The organism is Streptomyces sp. NBC_01237 (genome assembly GCF_035917275.1).
Lineage (GTDB): Bacteria > Actinomycetota > Actinomycetes > Streptomycetales > Streptomycetaceae > Streptomyces.
Window position 1 is genome coordinate 139,168 of record NZ_CP108509.1, and the last position, 15,546, is coordinate 154,713.

17 protein-coding genes and 1 pseudogene are annotated in these 15,546 nt (G+C 69.3%); 13 read left to right on the plus strand and 5 right to left on the minus strand.

Annotated features, from left to right (window positions below):
• Positions 1-306: 306 nt before the first annotated feature.
• A complete protein-coding gene (locus tag OG251_RS37005) occupies positions 307-1,659 on the minus strand; it encodes a helix-turn-helix domain-containing protein (protein WP_326681654.1) in 1,353 nt (450 codons plus the stop codon).
• A gap of 288 nt (positions 1,660-1,947) precedes the next feature.
• On the opposite strand from OG251_RS37005, the gene OG251_RS37010 reads away from it, so the two are divergent.
• From OG251_RS37010 to OG251_RS37050, 9 genes are all read left to right on the plus strand, one after another.
• The gene (locus OG251_RS37010) at positions 1,948-2,652 is read left to right on the plus strand and encodes a 6-pyruvoyl trahydropterin synthase family protein (RefSeq protein ID WP_326681655.1); all 705 of its coding nucleotides are present in this window, start codon (positions 1,948-1,950) and stop codon (positions 2,650-2,652) included.
• The gene (locus tag OG251_RS37015; protein WP_326681656.1) at positions 2,649-3,383 is read left to right on the plus strand and encodes a 7-carboxy-7-deazaguanine synthase QueE; all 735 of its coding nucleotides are present in this window, start codon (positions 2,649-2,651) and stop codon (positions 3,381-3,383) included. Before OG251_RS37010 ends, OG251_RS37015 begins: the two co-directional genes overlap by 4 nt.
• A 113-nt stretch (positions 3,384-3,496) precedes the next feature.
• Positions 3,497-4,135 (plus strand): GTP cyclohydrolase I, encoded by a 639-nt coding sequence (gene folE, locus OG251_RS37020; protein WP_326681657.1) that lies wholly within the window; start codon positions 3,497-3,499, stop codon positions 4,133-4,135.
• Positions 4,132-4,953, plus strand: a complete 822-nt coding sequence (locus tag OG251_RS37025; protein ID WP_326681658.1) for a hypothetical protein — start codon at positions 4,132-4,134, stop codon at positions 4,951-4,953. The genes folE and OG251_RS37025 overlap by 4 nt, the downstream gene beginning before the upstream one ends.
• Positions 4,950-6,029 (plus strand): hypothetical protein, encoded by a 1,080-nt coding sequence (locus tag OG251_RS37030; protein WP_326681659.1) that lies wholly within the window; start codon positions 4,950-4,952, stop codon positions 6,027-6,029. Before OG251_RS37025 ends, OG251_RS37030 begins: the two co-directional genes overlap by 4 nt.
• On the plus strand, positions 6,026-6,724 hold the full coding sequence (locus OG251_RS37035) for a dTMP kinase (RefSeq protein ID WP_326681660.1): 699 nt from the start codon (positions 6,026-6,028) through the stop codon (positions 6,722-6,724). Before OG251_RS37030 ends, OG251_RS37035 begins: the two co-directional genes overlap by 4 nt.
• 35 nt (positions 6,725-6,759) lie before the next feature.
• Entirely contained in the window at positions 6,760-7,683 is a 924-nt protein-coding gene (locus OG251_RS37040) for a DUF2797 domain-containing protein (protein WP_326681661.1), read from the plus strand.
• 77 nt (positions 7,684-7,760) lie between these two features.
• Positions 7,761-8,600 carry a class I SAM-dependent methyltransferase gene (locus OG251_RS37045; protein WP_326681662.1) on the plus strand — a complete coding sequence of 280 codons (840 nt, stop codon included), beginning with the start codon at positions 7,761-7,763 and terminating at the stop codon, positions 8,598-8,600.
• Positions 8,597-9,148, plus strand: coding sequence for an NUDIX hydrolase (locus tag OG251_RS37050; RefSeq protein WP_326681663.1), 552 nt, complete (start codon positions 8,597-8,599; stop codon positions 9,146-9,148). The genes OG251_RS37045 and OG251_RS37050 overlap by 4 nt, the downstream gene beginning before the upstream one ends.
• Positions 9,149-9,180: 32 nt before the next feature.
• Here OG251_RS37050 and OG251_RS37055 read toward each other — a convergent pair whose 3' ends face one another.
• On the minus strand, positions 9,181-9,711 hold the full coding sequence (locus OG251_RS37055) for an NUDIX hydrolase (protein ID WP_326681664.1): 531 nt from the start codon (positions 9,709-9,711) through the stop codon (positions 9,181-9,183).
• 105 nt (positions 9,712-9,816) lie between these two features.
• Here OG251_RS37055 and OG251_RS37060 point away from each other — a divergent pair, with 105 nt between their 5' ends.
• The 3 genes from OG251_RS37060 to OG251_RS37065 all read left to right on the plus strand — a co-directional run bounded on the left by OG251_RS37060 (position 9,817) and on the right by OG251_RS37065 (position 13,329).
• Positions 9,817-11,025, plus strand: coding sequence for a hypothetical protein (locus tag OG251_RS37060; RefSeq protein WP_326681665.1), 1,209 nt, complete (start codon positions 9,817-9,819; stop codon positions 11,023-11,025).
• An 853-nt stretch (positions 11,026-11,878) separates the two neighbouring features.
• Positions 11,879-12,166 (plus strand): type I-E CRISPR-associated protein Cas6/Cse3/CasE, encoded by a 288-nt coding sequence (locus tag OG251_RS45065; protein WP_442818446.1) that lies wholly within the window; start codon positions 11,879-11,881, stop codon positions 12,164-12,166.
• A gap of 107 nt (positions 12,167-12,273) precedes the next feature.
• Complete coding sequence (locus OG251_RS37065; protein WP_326681666.1) at positions 12,274-13,329, plus strand: zinc-ribbon domain-containing protein; 1,056 nt, start codon at positions 12,274-12,276, stop codon at positions 13,327-13,329.
• Positions 13,330-13,623: 294 nt separating this feature from the next.
• Here OG251_RS37065 and OG251_RS37070 read toward each other — a convergent pair.
• Positions 13,624-13,998 (minus strand): annotated as a pseudogene (locus tag OG251_RS37070) (helix-turn-helix domain-containing protein); the annotation flags it as partial.
• Between the two features lie 58 nt (positions 13,999-14,056).
• Here OG251_RS37070 and OG251_RS37075 point away from each other — a divergent pair.
• The gene (locus OG251_RS37075; protein WP_326681667.1) at positions 14,057-14,329 is read left to right on the plus strand and encodes a YrhB domain-containing protein; all 273 of its coding nucleotides are present in this window, start codon (positions 14,057-14,059) and stop codon (positions 14,327-14,329) included.
• 116 nt (positions 14,330-14,445) lie between these two features.
• Here OG251_RS37075 and OG251_RS37080 read toward each other — a convergent pair whose 3' ends face one another.
• A complete protein-coding gene (locus OG251_RS37080) occupies positions 14,446-14,643 on the minus strand; it encodes a DUF397 domain-containing protein (protein WP_326681668.1) in 198 nt (65 codons plus the stop codon).
• Positions 14,633-15,535 carry a helix-turn-helix domain-containing protein gene (locus OG251_RS37085; protein ID WP_326681669.1) on the minus strand — a complete coding sequence of 301 codons (903 nt, stop codon included), beginning with the start codon at positions 15,533-15,535 and terminating at the stop codon, positions 14,633-14,635. The genes OG251_RS37080 and OG251_RS37085 overlap by 11 nt, the downstream gene beginning before the upstream one ends.
• Positions 15,536-15,546 lie beyond the last annotated feature (11 nt).

The following is a 15,546-nucleotide window of genomic DNA, read 5'->3' on the forward strand; positions in this document are numbered from 1 at the left end:
GGGGGCGACTCGTTCGGCCGGGCGTGTCTCTGTGGATGAGCGTGGGACCGCACGATCGAACTCGGGCAGGCGCCGCGGGCCGGAAGGCGATGAACATCGACGGACGCTCCTTCCGCCAGAGCCGCCGCCCTCACCATGGTCCCCTGCACCAGTGCGGCCACGGAACAGGCACACCTGGGAGGTGGCCCGGACTCATGTTGACTCCTTCCGCGAGACCGCCGCGAGCCAGTGGCCGCTGGTGTCCACCGCCGTGCCGGCCGGCCCGGGGTGACATCAAGCGGGCACCCGCAGCTCCGACGGGGCCTTCTATGCAGCCGTGCGGGCGAGGAGTTCGGGGACGCCTTCAGCCGACGGGAACGTTCCGAAGCGCGGTGTCAGTTCGCGGACGAGCTGCACACACCGCGGTGCGCCGATCCGCAGCGCCAGGTCGAGGGCTTCGGTCGCCGCGGCGGCGGCCTGTTCCGGCTCCCCCAGTTCCAGGTAGGACCGGGCCTGATAAGTCTGGAAGACGCCGTACGTCTTGATGCGGGCCGAGGGAAGTCCCGCCTGCCCCTCACGGATGAGCTGATGAGCTCGCCGTGTATCACCGAGGTCCAGCAGCGCTTGTCCGGAGTCGACGGCGAGGTCGGCGGTCGAGTACCAGCTGCAGAACGAGGGCACCGGGTCAGCGGCGGGCACGCTCAGGAGGTTCTCGGCTGCGGTCAGCGCCCTCAGGGTGCCCTTGCGGTCGCCCAGCGCGGCGAGCGCGCGGGCCAGGCGCAGCTGGAGGAGGGAATGCGCCGCCGGGTGTCGGGCCCGTTTCAGTGCGCGGCGCAGGAGTTCCGCCGCGGTGTGCGGGCGGCTGCGCCAGGATGCCTGGTAGGCCAAATCACTTAACAGGCCCGCGCCGGCGTCGATGTCGCCAAGTTCGTGCGTGCTGTGCAGGCCCCCGATCCAGTACCGGGCCGCCTCGGCGTGTCGGCCCAAGTCGAAGCGGTGCCAGCCTACTTCCGAGGCGAGTTTGGCGGCCAGGGTGTGGAGGCGTGCCGTGTCCCGGGGGCCATGGCGTCGTTCGTCGAGGAGGTCGGTGACGGACTGGAGCAAGGCCTCCAGCACCGTCACGGTGCGCATCCGGTTCTCGGTGGCTCGGTTCGTGAAGAGGGCTGCGGCCTGCTCCAGTCGGCTGATTTCGTCGCCATCGACGAGGTTCGTGGCATCGGACGGTTCGGGCTGTGGCGTGGCGGTGTGGCTGGGCTGTGCCCAGGCCCCGGCCAGGGCGAGCAGGGTGGTGCTGGAGACGGCGGATACGACGATGCGGCGCCGGGTGTGGTCCATGGTGGCCTTGAATGCCTCTCGCAGGGCGGGAACGGTGGTGGCGGGACCCAGCGCGACGATCTCGTCAGGGAGCGGAGGGTGCCCGGCGCTCGGCAGCCAGTACGGCCAGGGCAGCGGCCCGTCGGGGACCGGGGCCGGCAGGCCGAGGGCCTCCGCGATGTACACCTGGTGCTGGTCGTCGGGCCGCACGCCGTGCACTTCCCACTTCCGGACGCGGCTCTTGTCCACGCCCGAGCGTAGGCCGCGGCGCTCAGCAGCCGCGCGCACCCTGTCAGCGAGCTGCTCACGGGTGAGGCCCGCTGCCTCGCGGGCTTCGGCCAGCGGATGCCATGGGGTCTCGTCCACCCCCAAATCATGGCAGACGCACCCCCGTTGTGTACGCAAGTACACAGAGGGGGACCCCTACGGGACCCCCGCCGCCCTCTTCACGCCCCAGCACGCAGTATCGACACTCGATCACCTGGGCGACACCGACAGCAGGCGTACGCCCGCCTCCCGACGGGCGACGGGTCCGCCCCCGCCGACCACCGGCAGTCCGCACAGTGCCACCGGCCGCACCAATGGCGTCGGGCTCCGGCGCCGCGTATGAACCGCAGCGCCGGACGTTGCTTCACGAGAAGAAGGGATCGACGGATGACCACTTCGGCTAAGCCCGTCCGCGTCTCCCCCCTGAGCGGGGTCCACGCCTCCTGGCACATCGGCAAGCAGTACCGCTTCGAGGCAACGCGGTGGCTGAACGGCCGGGCCGACGGCCACTCTTTCACCGCCGAGGCGGTGCTCCGCGCGCCGGAGCTCGACCCGGTGGGCTTCGTCATCGACTTCGGTCGTCTCGCTGCGCTGAAGACGCACATCGACGACCGGCTCGACCACAGCTGCCTCAACGACCGCGTACCCGACGTCAGCGACGACGGCCTGGCCGCCTACCTCACCGGCTGGGCACGGACCCACCTGCCCGACGACGTGGCCGACGCCCTGGTGGGTGTGCGGCTCCGTACCGGCCGGCCGCGGGGACCGGCTGTGGGGTTCGCGGTCGAGTTCGAGGCGACGCACCACCTGAACGGTCTGGCGGCCGGGCACCCGTGCGGGCAGCCGCACGGTCACTCCTACCTGGTGAGCGCGGCGGAAGCCGACGGGTGCTCCGTGCCCGTTCCGGAGGAACTGCGTTGGCATATCAGCAAGGTGCTCGACGGGTCGGTGCTCAACGAGAGCGTTGACCTCAACCCCACGTCCGAGCAGCTCGCCCGCTACCTCAGCGACTGGATGGATCGCGGTCCCGCCACCCTTCGGGTTTCTGAGACCGAGTCGAGCTGGGCGCAGTACACCAGGAGCCGGTCATGAAGGCCCAGCGGACCAAGGGAGGCCTGCCCGCCGGGTCACTGCCTGTGCAGGAGATCTTCGGACCGGTCCCCCAGGGGGAGGGGGCCTTCATGGGGCGGCGGTCGTGCTTCGTCCGCTTCGGCCGGTGCAACCTGCACTGCCCGCCCTGCGACTCGAAGAAGACCTGGGACAGCAGCCGCTACGACCTGCGGGAGACATGTCCGCCCCGCACCGTCGAGGACATCGTCCAGTCCGCGGCCGCGCACGGGGCGGGTTCGGGGCTGACCATTCTCACCGGTGGTGAGCCTCTGATGTGGCAGCGCAGCACCGCCTGGGAACAGCTCCTGCAGGATCTGCCGGGCGAGGTCCACGTCGAGACGAACGCGACGATCGCCCCGAGCCCGGTCACCACGGGGCGGGTCGCGCACTTCAGCGTGAGCCCCAAGATCGGGCGGATGGGCGCCGCCGACGCGCAGAAGAAGCGGCTGGTGCCCTCCGTGCTGGAGGCCTTCGCCGAGCTCGCGCAGCAGGGGCGTGCCACGTTCAAGTTCGTGGCCGCCGACATCGGCGAAGCGGATGAGGCGGCGGAGGTCGTGCGCGCGTTCCATCTGCCACAGGACCGGGTGTGGGTCATGCCTCTGGGCGACGACGCCGCCACGTGGGCTGCGGCGGGGGCGGACATCGCCGACCACGTGATGCAGCTCGGCTTCAACCTGTCGGGCCGGCTTCACCTCACCCTGGGCGTCCGATGACGTGATGTCCAGCCCGCCGCCTTTCGCCAGGCGGCCCGCCCGCCGCCCGTGAGGGTCGCCTGCGATCAGCCGATCTTCCCTTCCTTCGTCACCCAGCAGAAGGCGAGAAGTCCATGACCATCTCCATCACCAACACCGGCGCCGCACCCGGCGGCCCTCAGACACTTTTGAAGTCCAGCGGCCCCATCAACGAGGGCCGCGTGGCTGAGCTCATCACCCAGCTCCTGTACGAGTTCGGTGAAGACCCCCGCCGTGAAGGTCTCCGCGACACCCCGCGCCGCGTCGCGGCCATGTGGCAGAACTTCCTTTGCCAGGACGCCCCGGAGGCCACCTGCTTCCCGGAGTCCACGGTGAACGGCCAGCTGGTCATCGTGAGCGGGATGAGCGTGTGGTCGTTCTGCGAGCACCACATGCTGCCCATGAACTTGCTGGTCAGCGCCGGATATCTGGCCGACGACAGAGTGGTGGGGCTGTCGAAGTTCGGAAGGATCGCGCAGCACTTCGCTGGACGGCTCCAGGTTCAGGAGCGCTTCACTCAGCAGCTGGCCATGCACCTGCCCAGCGTCGTCGGTCACGACAACGTGGCCGTCGCCGTGCGGGGCGTTCACCAGTGCATGAGCATGCGGGGCGTGAGGATGGAGCCGGCTCGCACCACCACCGTGCGCAGGCTCGGCCAGTTCGCCACTGATGCCGCCCTCGCGAGCGAGTTCCTCACCCTGACCACGGCCGGGCAGCAGGGGGGCGTGCAGTGAGCAAGAGCATCGACTTCTCCGCGATCGCGCCCACCCCGTACCTGAAGGACTTCGTCGCCCAGCAACCGGCCCGCGTCCACCATGTCGCCGCCCAGCACGTCCTGGCCGACCCGGGCTACCGCGCCTTCTTCACCCGCGAGTCCGCCCGCGACGCCGACATCATCGTCGACAACGGGCTCTTCGACCTCGGCTACGCGCTGCCGGCCGATCAGCTCGTCGCCGCGGCGCGGGCGGTGTCCGCCCGCGAGATCATCCTCCCGGACGTCATGCGGGACGGAGCGGCGACGCTCACCGCCAGCCAGCAAGCCGCCCGGGAGATCCGTGAGATCGCGGGGGACGAGTTCCGGCTGTGCGCCGTGCTGCATGCCCGCGACGACGAGGAATGGCACCGCACGTACGAGGCGATCGTCACCGAAGGCTGGGCGGGCGCCATCGCCCTGCCCGCCTCCCGCCGTCCGGACCCTGCCGGGCAGCTGTGCCGTACCCGGTGGGCCGCGACCGCCTACCTGGAGAACAAAGGGCTGGTCGACGATCGGCTCGTCTATCGGCTTCTCGGGCTGGGCCGGACCGGACACCTGGAGCTGGTCGAGCAGCGCGAACACGAGTGGATCTCCTCCGTGGACGGCGCGGCCCCCGTCATCCTCGGGGCCATGGGCATCGAGCTCCTGCCCGAGGGCCCCTACATCAAGCCCTCCACCCCGCGGATCGAGAAGCTCGGCCCGATCCACCCGGACCGCTTCCCGCTCGTCCGGGCCAACATCGCCGTCGTCCGCGCCGCCGCCGGCAGCCAGGTGACCATCGCCGAGGAGCTTCGATGAGCTTGAGTTCCTTGCTGGTGAGCCCTCCCGCGGGGCTGCTTCACCCGGCGCCGGTCGATCCGGCCCGGCACACCATGAGCCGCGAACGGCTGTTGCGCTACCTGGAGATCAAGGTCCACCACCTCATCCAGGAGCAGGACTGGGACAGCATCCGGGTCGTCGGCGGCTACAACCGCACGAGGGGCATCTCCCGGCACGAGAAGAGCGGGAAGCTGTTCAACACCGAGCGGCCCACCGCCCAGGCGTACGGGCGGAACCTCCTCGTCCAGGCATTCCCCGGCGCCGACTACGTCCAGCACTACGCCCTGATCATCGCCACCTACCTGGCCATGACCGGACGCCCCGCCGACACCGTCACCTACCAGCCGCCCGGCGAGGAATGGTGCCGCACGGCCCTCGACACACTCAACCTCGACCTGCACGGCGACGTGGTGATCGTCGGGTGGGGCCTGGAACACCTCGCACCACGATCCGGCGTGTGGACGCAGGGCCCCGGATACTGCTGGCAGGACGCCCAGGTCGGCGACGCACGGGTGGTCTACCTGGGTTTCCGGCACAGCATCTGGGGCGACGTCGCCGGGCGCACCGTGGCACGACTGGCGCGGCTGGGTGCCGGAGCCGTCGTCTACGTCGGAAAGGTCGGCGGCCTGAATCCCGGCACGGAACCGAACAGATGGCTGGCGACCGGCAACACCAGCCTGCTGGGCGGGGCATTGGTGAGCTGGGAGGACTTCTTCGGCGACTACGCCCGCGCCCAGCCCGGGGTTCGCAGCGGGCTGCACGTCTCCTCGCCGTCGATCCTGCTGGAGAACCAGGACTGGCTGGCCCAGCACGCCTCGTACGCCTTCGTCGATCCCGAGATCGGCCCGATGGGGGCAGCGGCACAGCGGGCGGGAATCCCGTTCGGCTACCTTCACGTCATTTCCAACAACCTCGCCTCGCTCTATCCGGCCGACCTGTCCAATGAGCGGCACGGCGACGTCCTTCGCCAGCGCGCGATCCTCGTCGACCGGATCGCGAGCATCCTCACCGCCCGCCTGACCGGCGGTGCGCCTCTCACGGGAGCAACTCCATGACCCAGACCACGTCCGCCCCCGCTGCCCGGCCCGGGCCGGGTCGGCTCATCACCTTCGTCGGCGGGGACGGGGCGGGAAAGTCCACGCTCGCCGCCCGCCTCCACGAAGCCCTCAACGACGCCGGTCACCGGGCAGTCCTGGTCACCAAGCACAGCACGACCGCCGCCGACCCTGGCCTGTCGGACTACCTCGACCGCCTCAACGCCCTGGTCTACCGGCGCGATACGCGTGTCGCCCAGGCGTGCGGGGATCACTACTGGCTGCTCGCGCTGGCTTCCTGGTACACCCTGCAGGACCGTCTGGTGATCCAGCCCGCGCTCGCCGAGGGCGCCCACGTGGTGCTCGACAACTCCCCGCACAAGATCCTCGCCCGGTACGCCGTCAACCCGGACATCGACCCCCGCCTCACCGAACGCGTCTTCGCTCACCTCCCCGCCGGGGACCTGGTGTTCTTCCTGGACCTCTCCGCCCAGGAAGCCCTCGCCCGGAAGGGCTCCTTCACGTCTCTGGAAGCCGGCCACGACGCCGGGGGCGATGAGGCGTTCATCCGCTACCAGGACTCCGTCCTGGAGCAGATCCGCCAGCAGGCCACGACAGGTGGGTGGCAGCAGCTGAACGTCGGACGGATGGACCGCGATGAGGTGTTCAAGGCCGCCGCCACCGTCGTGTCCGAACGTCTCGACCTGCACCTGTAACCCCGCGAACCCCACCGGCCGCGAAGGAGCGCGCGATGGACCAGGACCTGCCCGCCGACGGGAGGTACCTCTGCCACGGCATCACGTGGGCGAGCGGTGCCCCCGGGCTGCTGCTCGTCCCGCTCGGCGGGGGGCGGCTCGTCCACGCCCCGGTCATGGGCCGCCGCCTGGGCTACCGGGCGGAGGAGTCCGGCCGGTGGTGCACCGGCCGTTACCGGTTCGCCGACCGCTTCCGCGTCGAACCCGACCCCTGCCCCGGCATGGCGGCCTCCGGCACCGGCTCCCAGTGCGCCGCGTGTGGGGGGCGCGACGAGTTCCGCTTCGCCCACCACGTCCATACCGGCGGCCCTGTCCCCCAGGCGCTCGCCCTCTACATGAACCAGCCGCACTGGCTGTATGTGGCCACGTTCGCGGACACCACGACCAAGGTCGGCACGGCCGCCGAACCGCGCTGGCGTTCCCGCCTCGACGAGCAGGGTCCCCTGGTCGCCACCTACCTGGCCAAGGGCCCGGACGGCAGCGCCGTACGGTTCGTCGAGGACGCCCTCACCCGGCGCCTGGACCTCACCCAGACCGTGCGGGCCACGGCCAAGCTGCAGGGCCTGGCCCGCCTGAGCGACACTGCCCCGGCCCATGACGCCCATGCGCGGCATGTCCGGCGAGCCGCCGAGGTCCTGACCGAACTCGGCATCCCCGTCGACCTCCAGCCATGGACCCCACCGGAACAGAGCCGTCTGGCCAGCACTCCAGGCGCCGACCGGCTCTTGTACCCGCACGACCTCCGCGAAGGCGAGCACGGACTGAGGGTGCACTCCGTGGCCGGCTCCCAGGCCCTCGTCACCCTCTCCGGTGACAGCCTCCACTACCTGCTCGACCTCTCAGCGCTCAAGGGACGCCGGATCACGCTCGGAGCGCACTTCCGCTCCCCGCCCGCCACCGTGCAGCCCGCCCTCTTCTGACCCAACCGCCCCTCCCACGGACACCCCCCGGACTCTGCAGGCTCCGTGGGGCCCGCGCACACGAAGCGAGGCAGCTCATGGCACCTCAGGACGCACTTCTCGGCTGGGACGAACCCGCCAACGCCCAGGCGTACGAAGCCTTCACCCGCGCCTTCCCGATGTACGACACCACCAGCCGGGACCTCGCCCGCCGGGCGCAACTCGACAACGCCGACCTCGTGGTCGACCTGTGCGGCGGCGCCGGAGCGACAGCTCGGGCTCTCCTCGACCTGCTCCCCGCCCGGGCCCGGGTGGTGTCGCTGGACAGTGCCGCCGCGATGCAGCAGGTCGGCCGCCGCACCCTGCCCGATCCCCGCCTGACCTGGGTCACCGCCTCTGCCGAGCAGCTCAGCAACCACCTCGCACCCGGCAGCGTGGACGTCGTGGTGTGCAACTCCGCGCTCTGGAAGACCGACGTCCCGGCGGTATGCGAGGCCGCCGCTCGTGTTCTGCGCCCGCAGGGCCGCTTCGTGTTCAACATCGGCGGCGGCTTCGCGGGCGTCCGCCACCCCGACGAAGAGACCAGCGCCCGGCCTTCGCTGAACACCTTCATCCGCCAGATCGCGGAAGCCGACCACGGCTACATCGCCCCGCCCCTCGGGCGGACGGACCCCAAACTGCCGCCGGAAACCATCACGCAGCACCTGAACTCGGCCGGTCTGTACGTGACCGACGCCGAGGTGACCGCCCAGCACAGCACCATGGCCGAGAAGAAGGCCTGGCTGTCCATCCCCCTGTTCGCCCGCCCCGAAGGGAACTTCACCCACGAGCAGCGCATGGAGATCCTGGAGGCCGCCTACGCCCGGACCGTACCGGAGGCCCGCTTGGTCACCAGCTGGCTGGTCATAACCGCCGAGCTGCCGAAGGCGGCCGCGTGAACACCGCCGCCCGCACGAACAGCGCCGACGGCGCGGTTCCTCACTGCGACCACACCAGCGTCGGCGTCCTCATCCACTCCGGGCAGGGCCTGCTCATGTTCGAGCGGGCGACACCGCCCCGGGGAATCGCCCCCGTGGCCGGTCACATCGACGAGCACGGCGGCCCCGAGCAGGCCGCCGTCGCCGAGACCCGCGAAGAGGTCGGCCTGGATATCACCCGGCTGCAACTGGTGCACACCCAGTGGCGTCCCAACCCCTGCCGCCGCACCCCCACCGGGCCCGTGGGCCACCACTGGTCAGTGTTCCACGCCGAGGCGTCCGGCACCCTGCAGCCCTCCCCCCGCGAGGCCCGCTCACCTCGCTGGATGACCTCCGAAGCACTCCATCAGGCCGCACGGCGGACAGCGGCGTACGCCGGCGGAGAACTGCGGCGGGAGGGCTGGGAACAGATGCCGGGGCTGGAACCGGTGTGGTGCGGGATCCTGAACGCTCTGGGGCTGATCACCCTGGCGCAGGCCGATCTTGCCCGGATCGAAGCAGTCCGATGACCCCCGGGCCCAAGAAGGGGCAGCAGCGGCTCTCAGCGGGCGCCGACGGTGCGTCCGGCTGCCAGGAACTGGGCGTGGGCGCGGATCCGCGACCTGTCCGCGGGAAACACGCTGTCCCACCGCTCCTCCAGCCGGAACCACCGGGCCGGCTGGTCCGCCTCCGCGACCAGGGACTGATCGCGGTCGACGATCGCCGCGTAGGACAGCCCCAGCGTCGCAGACCAGTCGGCCCGGTAGGAGCGTACGGCGACCGCCGCCGGGTCAGGCAGCAGCTCGGCGCGGACCCCGGTCTCCTCCAAAAATTCCCGGGCCGCGGCCGTACGCGGCCTCTCGCCCGGTTCGACCTTCCCCCCGGGCGGCACCCAGCCGCGCACGCGGTGTCTGACCAGCAGCACGTGCGCGAAGTCCGGGTCCAACGCCCAGACCTCAGCCGAAAGCGGCTCCATCCGATGGCGCCGTGCCTGCTCCAGCCAAGCTCTAGCGCCGTCGAACTCCCACACGGCCCGCGCAGCGTCCGTCTCCGCCTCGTCCACAACCACCTGATCGGCGTGCCCATGATTCACCCGCCCCACTCTAGGCCGACACCTCCAGCCCCGCGGGCAGAAGCACCGCGCGCCATACCCGCGCCGTCCCCTGCGCGCGGGTCAGCCGGGAAGGAGAAGGCCGCAGTGCGCGATGACGGAACCGGAGCAGGCGCCGGCTGGGTGGTCCTGGGCGGCGTCCACCTCCTGAACCGCAGCGCCCCCGCCCGTGACGAGGACACCATCGTCCTCGTACGCGTGCCCGAGCTGGAAGTCTGCCGGCCGGCCACGACCGTGACCGTGAGCTGGCAGACCCTCGGCCTCTGTCCCGTCGACGTCCGGACCGCCGACGGGACCCCGTTGGCGTCCGGTGTGGTCGACGGCGCGGCCTTGTGGTCCCACGCCATGCCCGGGCCGGCCCTGCGCCAGCTGGTCGGCACGGCTCCGGGGCTGGTCCCGCTGTGCTATCTGGCCCGGTACCCCGGCGGATTCCACGTCTACGCGCAGATCAGGTTCCACCCCGAGGACGCCTGCTTCGTCCGCACAACCCAGGAACCGGTCGGCGCCGGACCGGTCGAAGAACTGCGCTGGCTGCGCCCGGCTCTCACCGCCCACAGCGACCACGGCCGGGCTCTCAACAACCACCGCCGGTACTTCCGCACCCACCTGTCCGGCACCGAGTTGGAGGTCAAGTACACCCTGGACCCGGCACCGGACATCTGGACGGCGTCCATGAGCCTCCTCAAGGCCCTGCGCAACGGCGAGCTGGAAGGCTGCCGACCCGAATACCGGGACGAGTTCCAGATCAACCACACCGAGAACCACCTGTTCGACGTGACCGGCCCAGACGAAGAGATCGGGTACGCCTCCTTCATCCCCACCGTGACGGCCGGGCACGTCCTGAAGCGGAAGTGGTACACGGAGGACGCCTTCGCCCGGCGTGAAGAGCTCACGCCGGGCATCGATGTCCGCCCCGACGGCTTCGAGGCCTACCTGCGTGACGAACTCGGCCTGGAAGTCGCGCCACTGCCCGCGTTCGCGCGCGTTCGCTACGACATCCAGTGCGAGTCAATGGGCACCGGCCACATCTTCGGCATCTTCTTCGACCGCTGCTCCCTGCTGGCGGCCCCCGACATCGTGCTCTCCCAGTGCGAGTTGGAGTACCTCCGCTCCCGCAGTGTCCTCGACACCACCCACGATGAGCTTCTCGCCGAGATGGAACGCATCACCCGATGGCTGGGCGACTACCTCGCAGCGCGCGGCTTGGCCACGGAGCGCACCTACTACTCCAAGCGCACCTTCCTGCGCGACGTCGTAGCCCGGAGACCCGATCTGCCCACCGCATGCCGACGTTGATGTCCGCCCGGATTCCTCAGCCCCCGCCCGTACGCGGAACCGATCGGCAGTACCAGCCGGTGATCAAGTCTGCTGCGACCGTCAGGGGCGGGCCGGTGATCAGTCCCCGGCGTATCAGGAGACCGTCGCTCACGAACCATCATCACCGGCCGTCCTGCGGCCAGCGTGTGCGAGGCCATCTGCTCGCAGGCCGTCGTCGACGGCGGCGCCTGCCCCTGCTACGTACGATCTTTCGCGCCATCGATGCACGTCACCCGCTCCGTCCAGAAGCGGCACGCGACCTTCTCATCGAACTCGCTGAGGCTAAGAAGCACTCCACGGCGACTCCCCCGACAGCTCTACCGGGCTGCCGCCATCCGCTGGCATCCCGACGTTGAAGGTGGCGATGGCGAGATCTTCCAACTTCTCGAAACGGCCTACCGAACAGTGAAGCTCCCTGCTGCACGGGCCTCTGGCCCTCCGGCCAAACGCTAAGCCGAACCTGTACAGCAGGGAAGGCGTACCACTCGTCAGGGGAAGCGATCTCGCCGAGCGACGCAATCTTCCTGCTCAGCGCATTCCGTCGGTTGGCCGGAGGAGACCGGCCCGGAACTCTGGACTTCTTCGACGCCCTGGACGGTTTCACGTGAGCCACCTGACCCGATGCCGCCTCAACCCCGCCCGCGCCCGCCACCTGACCGCCTCCCCCCAGCGCCTCCACACCGCCGTCGCCTCCGCCTTCCCTCCGCCTTCCCTCCGCCTTCCAGCGGAGAAGGACCCTCCCACCGCGTTCTGTGGCGTCTGGACGAGACCCTCCTACCGCACCGACAGCCCGTCCTCCTCATCGTGAGCTCCACGCGACCCGATCTCGCTCATGTCATCGAGCAGGCCGGATGGCCTCGCCACTCCGCGGACGCCCGGGTGGGAAACCCGGCCCTACGCCCCGGTCCTCAACGCGCTCCGCCCCGGCCTACGCCTGCAGTTCCGGCTCGCCGCCAACCCCACCCGCGCCGCCTTCCACCGCGGCCGCCGAGGAGTTCGCACCGCCGCGACCACACCCGCCCAGCAAATCCAGTGGCTCCTCGACCGCGCGCCCAGAGCTGGCCGGGGCTGGCATGGCGGGAGCACACGGCCGGTGACGAGTGGTATATCCGGTTCATGAGCGATGTTCCCGTACCTACGGACGGGCCAGCGGTCCCGCATCCCCGGCAGGCAGACGCTCCTGCGGACGAGTGCGTTCCGCGGGAGCGGTCTGCGGCGCTGCGGTGGTTGCAGGACCGAGAACAGGCCCTGGCCGACGTGTTTCTGCGCGAGGGGCAGCACGAGCTCCCCGTGGAGGGCAACTACCTCCTCTGGCGCCAGGACCAGCAACGACGGCTCGGTCAGGCGCGGCAGCAGTGGATGCAGATACTGGCCGAGGTGGGGCTGTGCAGCTGGGAGCCGGGCAGCCGGTCACTCGCGTATCTGCGCCCCGACCTGCTGGCCGAGTACGACGTGGAGAACCCGGCAGACCTTGCGTACACGGGCTCGGTCAGGTCGGTGGAGAGCGTGTGGTGGCGATGTCTGCGCGATGAAAACCATCGGTGGCGGACGTCGGTCAACAACCGGCACGTGCACGGGAGTGGTTGTCCTCGGTGTGGGAAGCGGGGCGTTTCGCGGCGCGAGCAGGAGGTCTTCGTAGCGTTGCGGCATCATCTGCCCGGACTCGTCAGCCCCGGCACTGCTGTACGCCACTCACCTTCGGGAGAAGCCGTGCGGCGGCTGAGGTCGTGGAGGCTGGACATGCTGCTGCCGGGAAGCCCACCCGTCGCCGTGGAGTACGACGGCGCCTACTGGCATCAGAGCGCCCTGCGCCGCGACCAGAACAAGACCGCCGACTTGATCGCCTCGGGTCACCTGGTCATCCGTATCCGCGAGGAGCCCCTGTCCCAGATCACTCCGAACGATGTCGTATGCACACCGGACCAGCCGGCAGCAGAGGTTGCCGAGCAGGTGCACCAGAAGATTCTGGAGCTGGCCGGTCCGGCCCACCACCGTCCGGACAACGAGCCGGACCGGGCAACGGGTGAACAGCTCGGGCTCTTCGACGACAGCATCGGCACTGGAAAGGCTCGCAACGGGGATGTCGATCTCGGAGCGCTCCGCGCACTGGTGGGAGAGGGGCTGCTGAACGTGCACCGCGGCAGTGTTGAGTCGCACCTGGCGTTGGCTCGGTACCTGGTGGACGGTGCTCCTCTTGAGGCGCTGTGTGCGCAGATCCACCGGGAGCTGGGAGGAGGGCAGGCCTATCTCTCGATGGCACGTCGGCTGATCGATGGAGTGTGAAAGGGGCGGTCCGGGTCGGCCGTCCTGGTCTTCCCCGGCCACCCGGCCGTAGCTCGCGTCCCTGCGGGGTCGTCCTGCACCACCACTACAGGATGGATCTCTGGCCGGGCAGGCAGCGCAACGCTGGTCCGCGGCGCCGCTGGCCCCCGTTGTCCGTGGACAGGTCCTGTGCAGCGATCCTGAACGGCGGGGCCGGGCTCTTGACTCACATGGCGGTCGTGCGGGTTCTGACGGCGAGTGCGTCTCGGAGGTTGCGGGCGGGCCGACCCCGTGTCCTGGGCGATGGCCAAGGCCGTTCTTCGACTGCTCGGCCACGGTGTGGTCGTGGGTGGGGACCAGGGTGCCGTCCACGATGAGCACGGTGTCCTTGACGAACCGCTTGCGGCTCTTGAGCGCGAGCATCGGCCCGAGCTGGTCGATGATCCGGTCCGCCGCCGACTTCGAGACCCCGAACAGCGGGGCGAGCTGCCGCATGGTCAGATTTGTGCGCCAGTACACCGCGACCAGCAGGGCCCGGTTCTCCAGCGGAAGACTCCTCGGCCGGTCCTCGCGAACGGAGTCCGCACCCTGGCGCCGCAGAACGGTCATCAGCTTCCCGAACTGCCCCGGGCTCAACCCGGTGAGCGGGGCTATCCAAGACGGCTGTGACGCCGCGATCACACCAGCCACGCGGAGATCATCCCAGGACGGTTAGGGTGCCTTCGTCGAGCCGACGGAGTGGAGACGGATGATGGAGCAGGACGAAGCCCTGCAACTCGCGGTGGCGTTTCTCGCGCACAGCCAGCGAGATGACGAGCCGCCTCTCGCCATCGACACTGAGCGAGCCCGCGAGAGCAACGGGCTCCTGATCGTGCCCTACAACTCCGTGCAGTACCTCGCCTCGCGCGATGTGAGACACCAACTGTTGGACTGCTGGCCCATCCTCGTCGGCCTTGCACACGGAGACGTGCGGTTCGGAACCCTGGACGAGCGGCATCTGTGGAGGAACCCGAGCGCCTGACGAGGCTGTGGGCTGCTCCGCCACCACAGTTGCGGGACAATTCTTAGGATCAGGTGCGCAGAACATGGTGGTCCCCCTTTATCTGCCAGAGGGGACCACCATGTTCTGTCTATCGGTCAGGCGCTGACGTTGGCGGTGAACGCCGTCCAGGCGTCCCCCGAGACGTAGAGCGCGGGGATGCTGATGTCCTTGGAGTCGCGTACACCGACTTCCTGGCCGATCTGTACCTCGACACAGGAGTTGCCGGTGCCGTCACTGTAGGACGACTTGTACCAACCGGATTGCTGCGGAAGGACGTTGCTGTCACTGTTCATGTTTATCTATCTCTCGGATTAGGTCTTGCATGATCGTGGGGGTTTCCTCGGGCGGTTCTGCCGAGGCGGTCATGGAGTTGAACCAGGCGGTGAAGCGTTCGACCTCGGACCTCTTGCTCGACATGGAGATCGCGCCCCATGCCGTGTCGGTCGCCACGGTTGTGGTGAGCGGGTCGTCCAGGTCCATGATCGTGAAGTTGTGGGCGAACTTGCGCCCCTTCGCCGTGGTCCTGAGGACCTGGACCTGTACGTGGTCCATGGCTGCAAGGCGAGCTATCTCGACATACTGTGCCCTCATCACGTCCGGGGTGCCGAGAGGGTTCAGAAGCGCTGCCTCTCCGAGCACGACCCACAACCGGACTGGATCAGGGGCTCGCAGGATCGACTCCTTCTTGCGCTGCATCCGAACTTCCACGTGTCCTCTGATGAAGGACGCGGTGGTGTCCTCGATTGGTCGCTGCGACTCGTACAGAGCCTGAGCGTATTCCTCTGCTTGCAGCAGGCCGTGGATCACCGTGGGGTGATAGACCCGCAGGGTCGTTGCCTCGGCCTCAAGGCCAACGAATGCCTCCATGTCCGGGAGGAGGTGATCCCGGTGCAGCGTCAGCCATGAGTCACTCGATGCCTTTTTATGCAGGTCGGTAAGTTCCTCAATGACTGGTGAGCCGTCCTCCACTCCGTACACGCTGATCAGCGCATGGAGATCGGGGGCCATGCGAAACACGCCTTTGCCCTTCTCGATCCGCTGAATCCGCGTCTCGTTGAGAGTGGAGACCTGAGGCCGGACCGCCTCGGACGCTTGTGCCTGCGTCAGGCCGGCCGCCTTACGCAGTTGGCAGAGCCGGGCGCCCAGTTCGATCTTGTGGATGGTGACACCTACAGGTTTGCCCATACCTACCTCTC

Excerpts from the sequence above, each read along its gene's own strand:
- OG251_RS37035 (WP_326681660.1), top strand. The coding sequence starts at position 6,026 with ATGACCCAGACCACGTCCGCCCCCGCTGCCCGGCCCGGGCCGGGTCGG.
- OG251_RS37075 (WP_326681667.1), top strand. The coding sequence starts at position 14,057 with ATGATGGAGCAGGACGAAGCCCTGCAACTCGCGGTGGCGTTTCTCGCG.
- OG251_RS37015 (WP_326681656.1), top strand. The coding sequence starts at position 2,649 with ATGAAGGCCCAGCGGACCAAGGGAGGCCTGCCCGCCGGGTCACTGCCT.
- OG251_RS37010 (WP_326681655.1), top strand. The coding sequence starts at position 1,948 with ATGACCACTTCGGCTAAGCCCGTCCGCGTCTCCCCCCTGAGCGGGGTC.
- OG251_RS37040 (WP_326681661.1), top strand. The coding sequence starts at position 6,760 with ATGGACCAGGACCTGCCCGCCGACGGGAGGTACCTCTGCCACGGCATC.
- OG251_RS37030 (WP_326681659.1), top strand. The coding sequence starts at position 4,950 with ATGAGCTTGAGTTCCTTGCTGGTGAGCCCTCCCGCGGGGCTGCTTCAC.
- folE (WP_326681657.1), top strand. The coding sequence starts at position 3,497 with ATGACCATCTCCATCACCAACACCGGCGCCGCACCCGGCGGCCCTCAG.
- OG251_RS37085 (WP_326681669.1), bottom strand. The coding sequence starts at position 15,535 with ATGGGCAAACCTGTAGGTGTCACCATCCACAAGATCGAACTGGGCGCC.
- OG251_RS45065 (WP_442818446.1), top strand. The coding sequence starts at position 11,879 with ATGTCATCGAGCAGGCCGGATGGCCTCGCCACTCCGCGGACGCCCGGG.
- OG251_RS37080 (WP_326681668.1), bottom strand. The coding sequence starts at position 14,643 with ATGAACAGTGACAGCAACGTCCTTCCGCAGCAATCCGGTTGGTACAAG.
- OG251_RS37045 (WP_326681662.1), top strand. The coding sequence starts at position 7,761 with ATGGCACCTCAGGACGCACTTCTCGGCTGGGACGAACCCGCCAACGCC.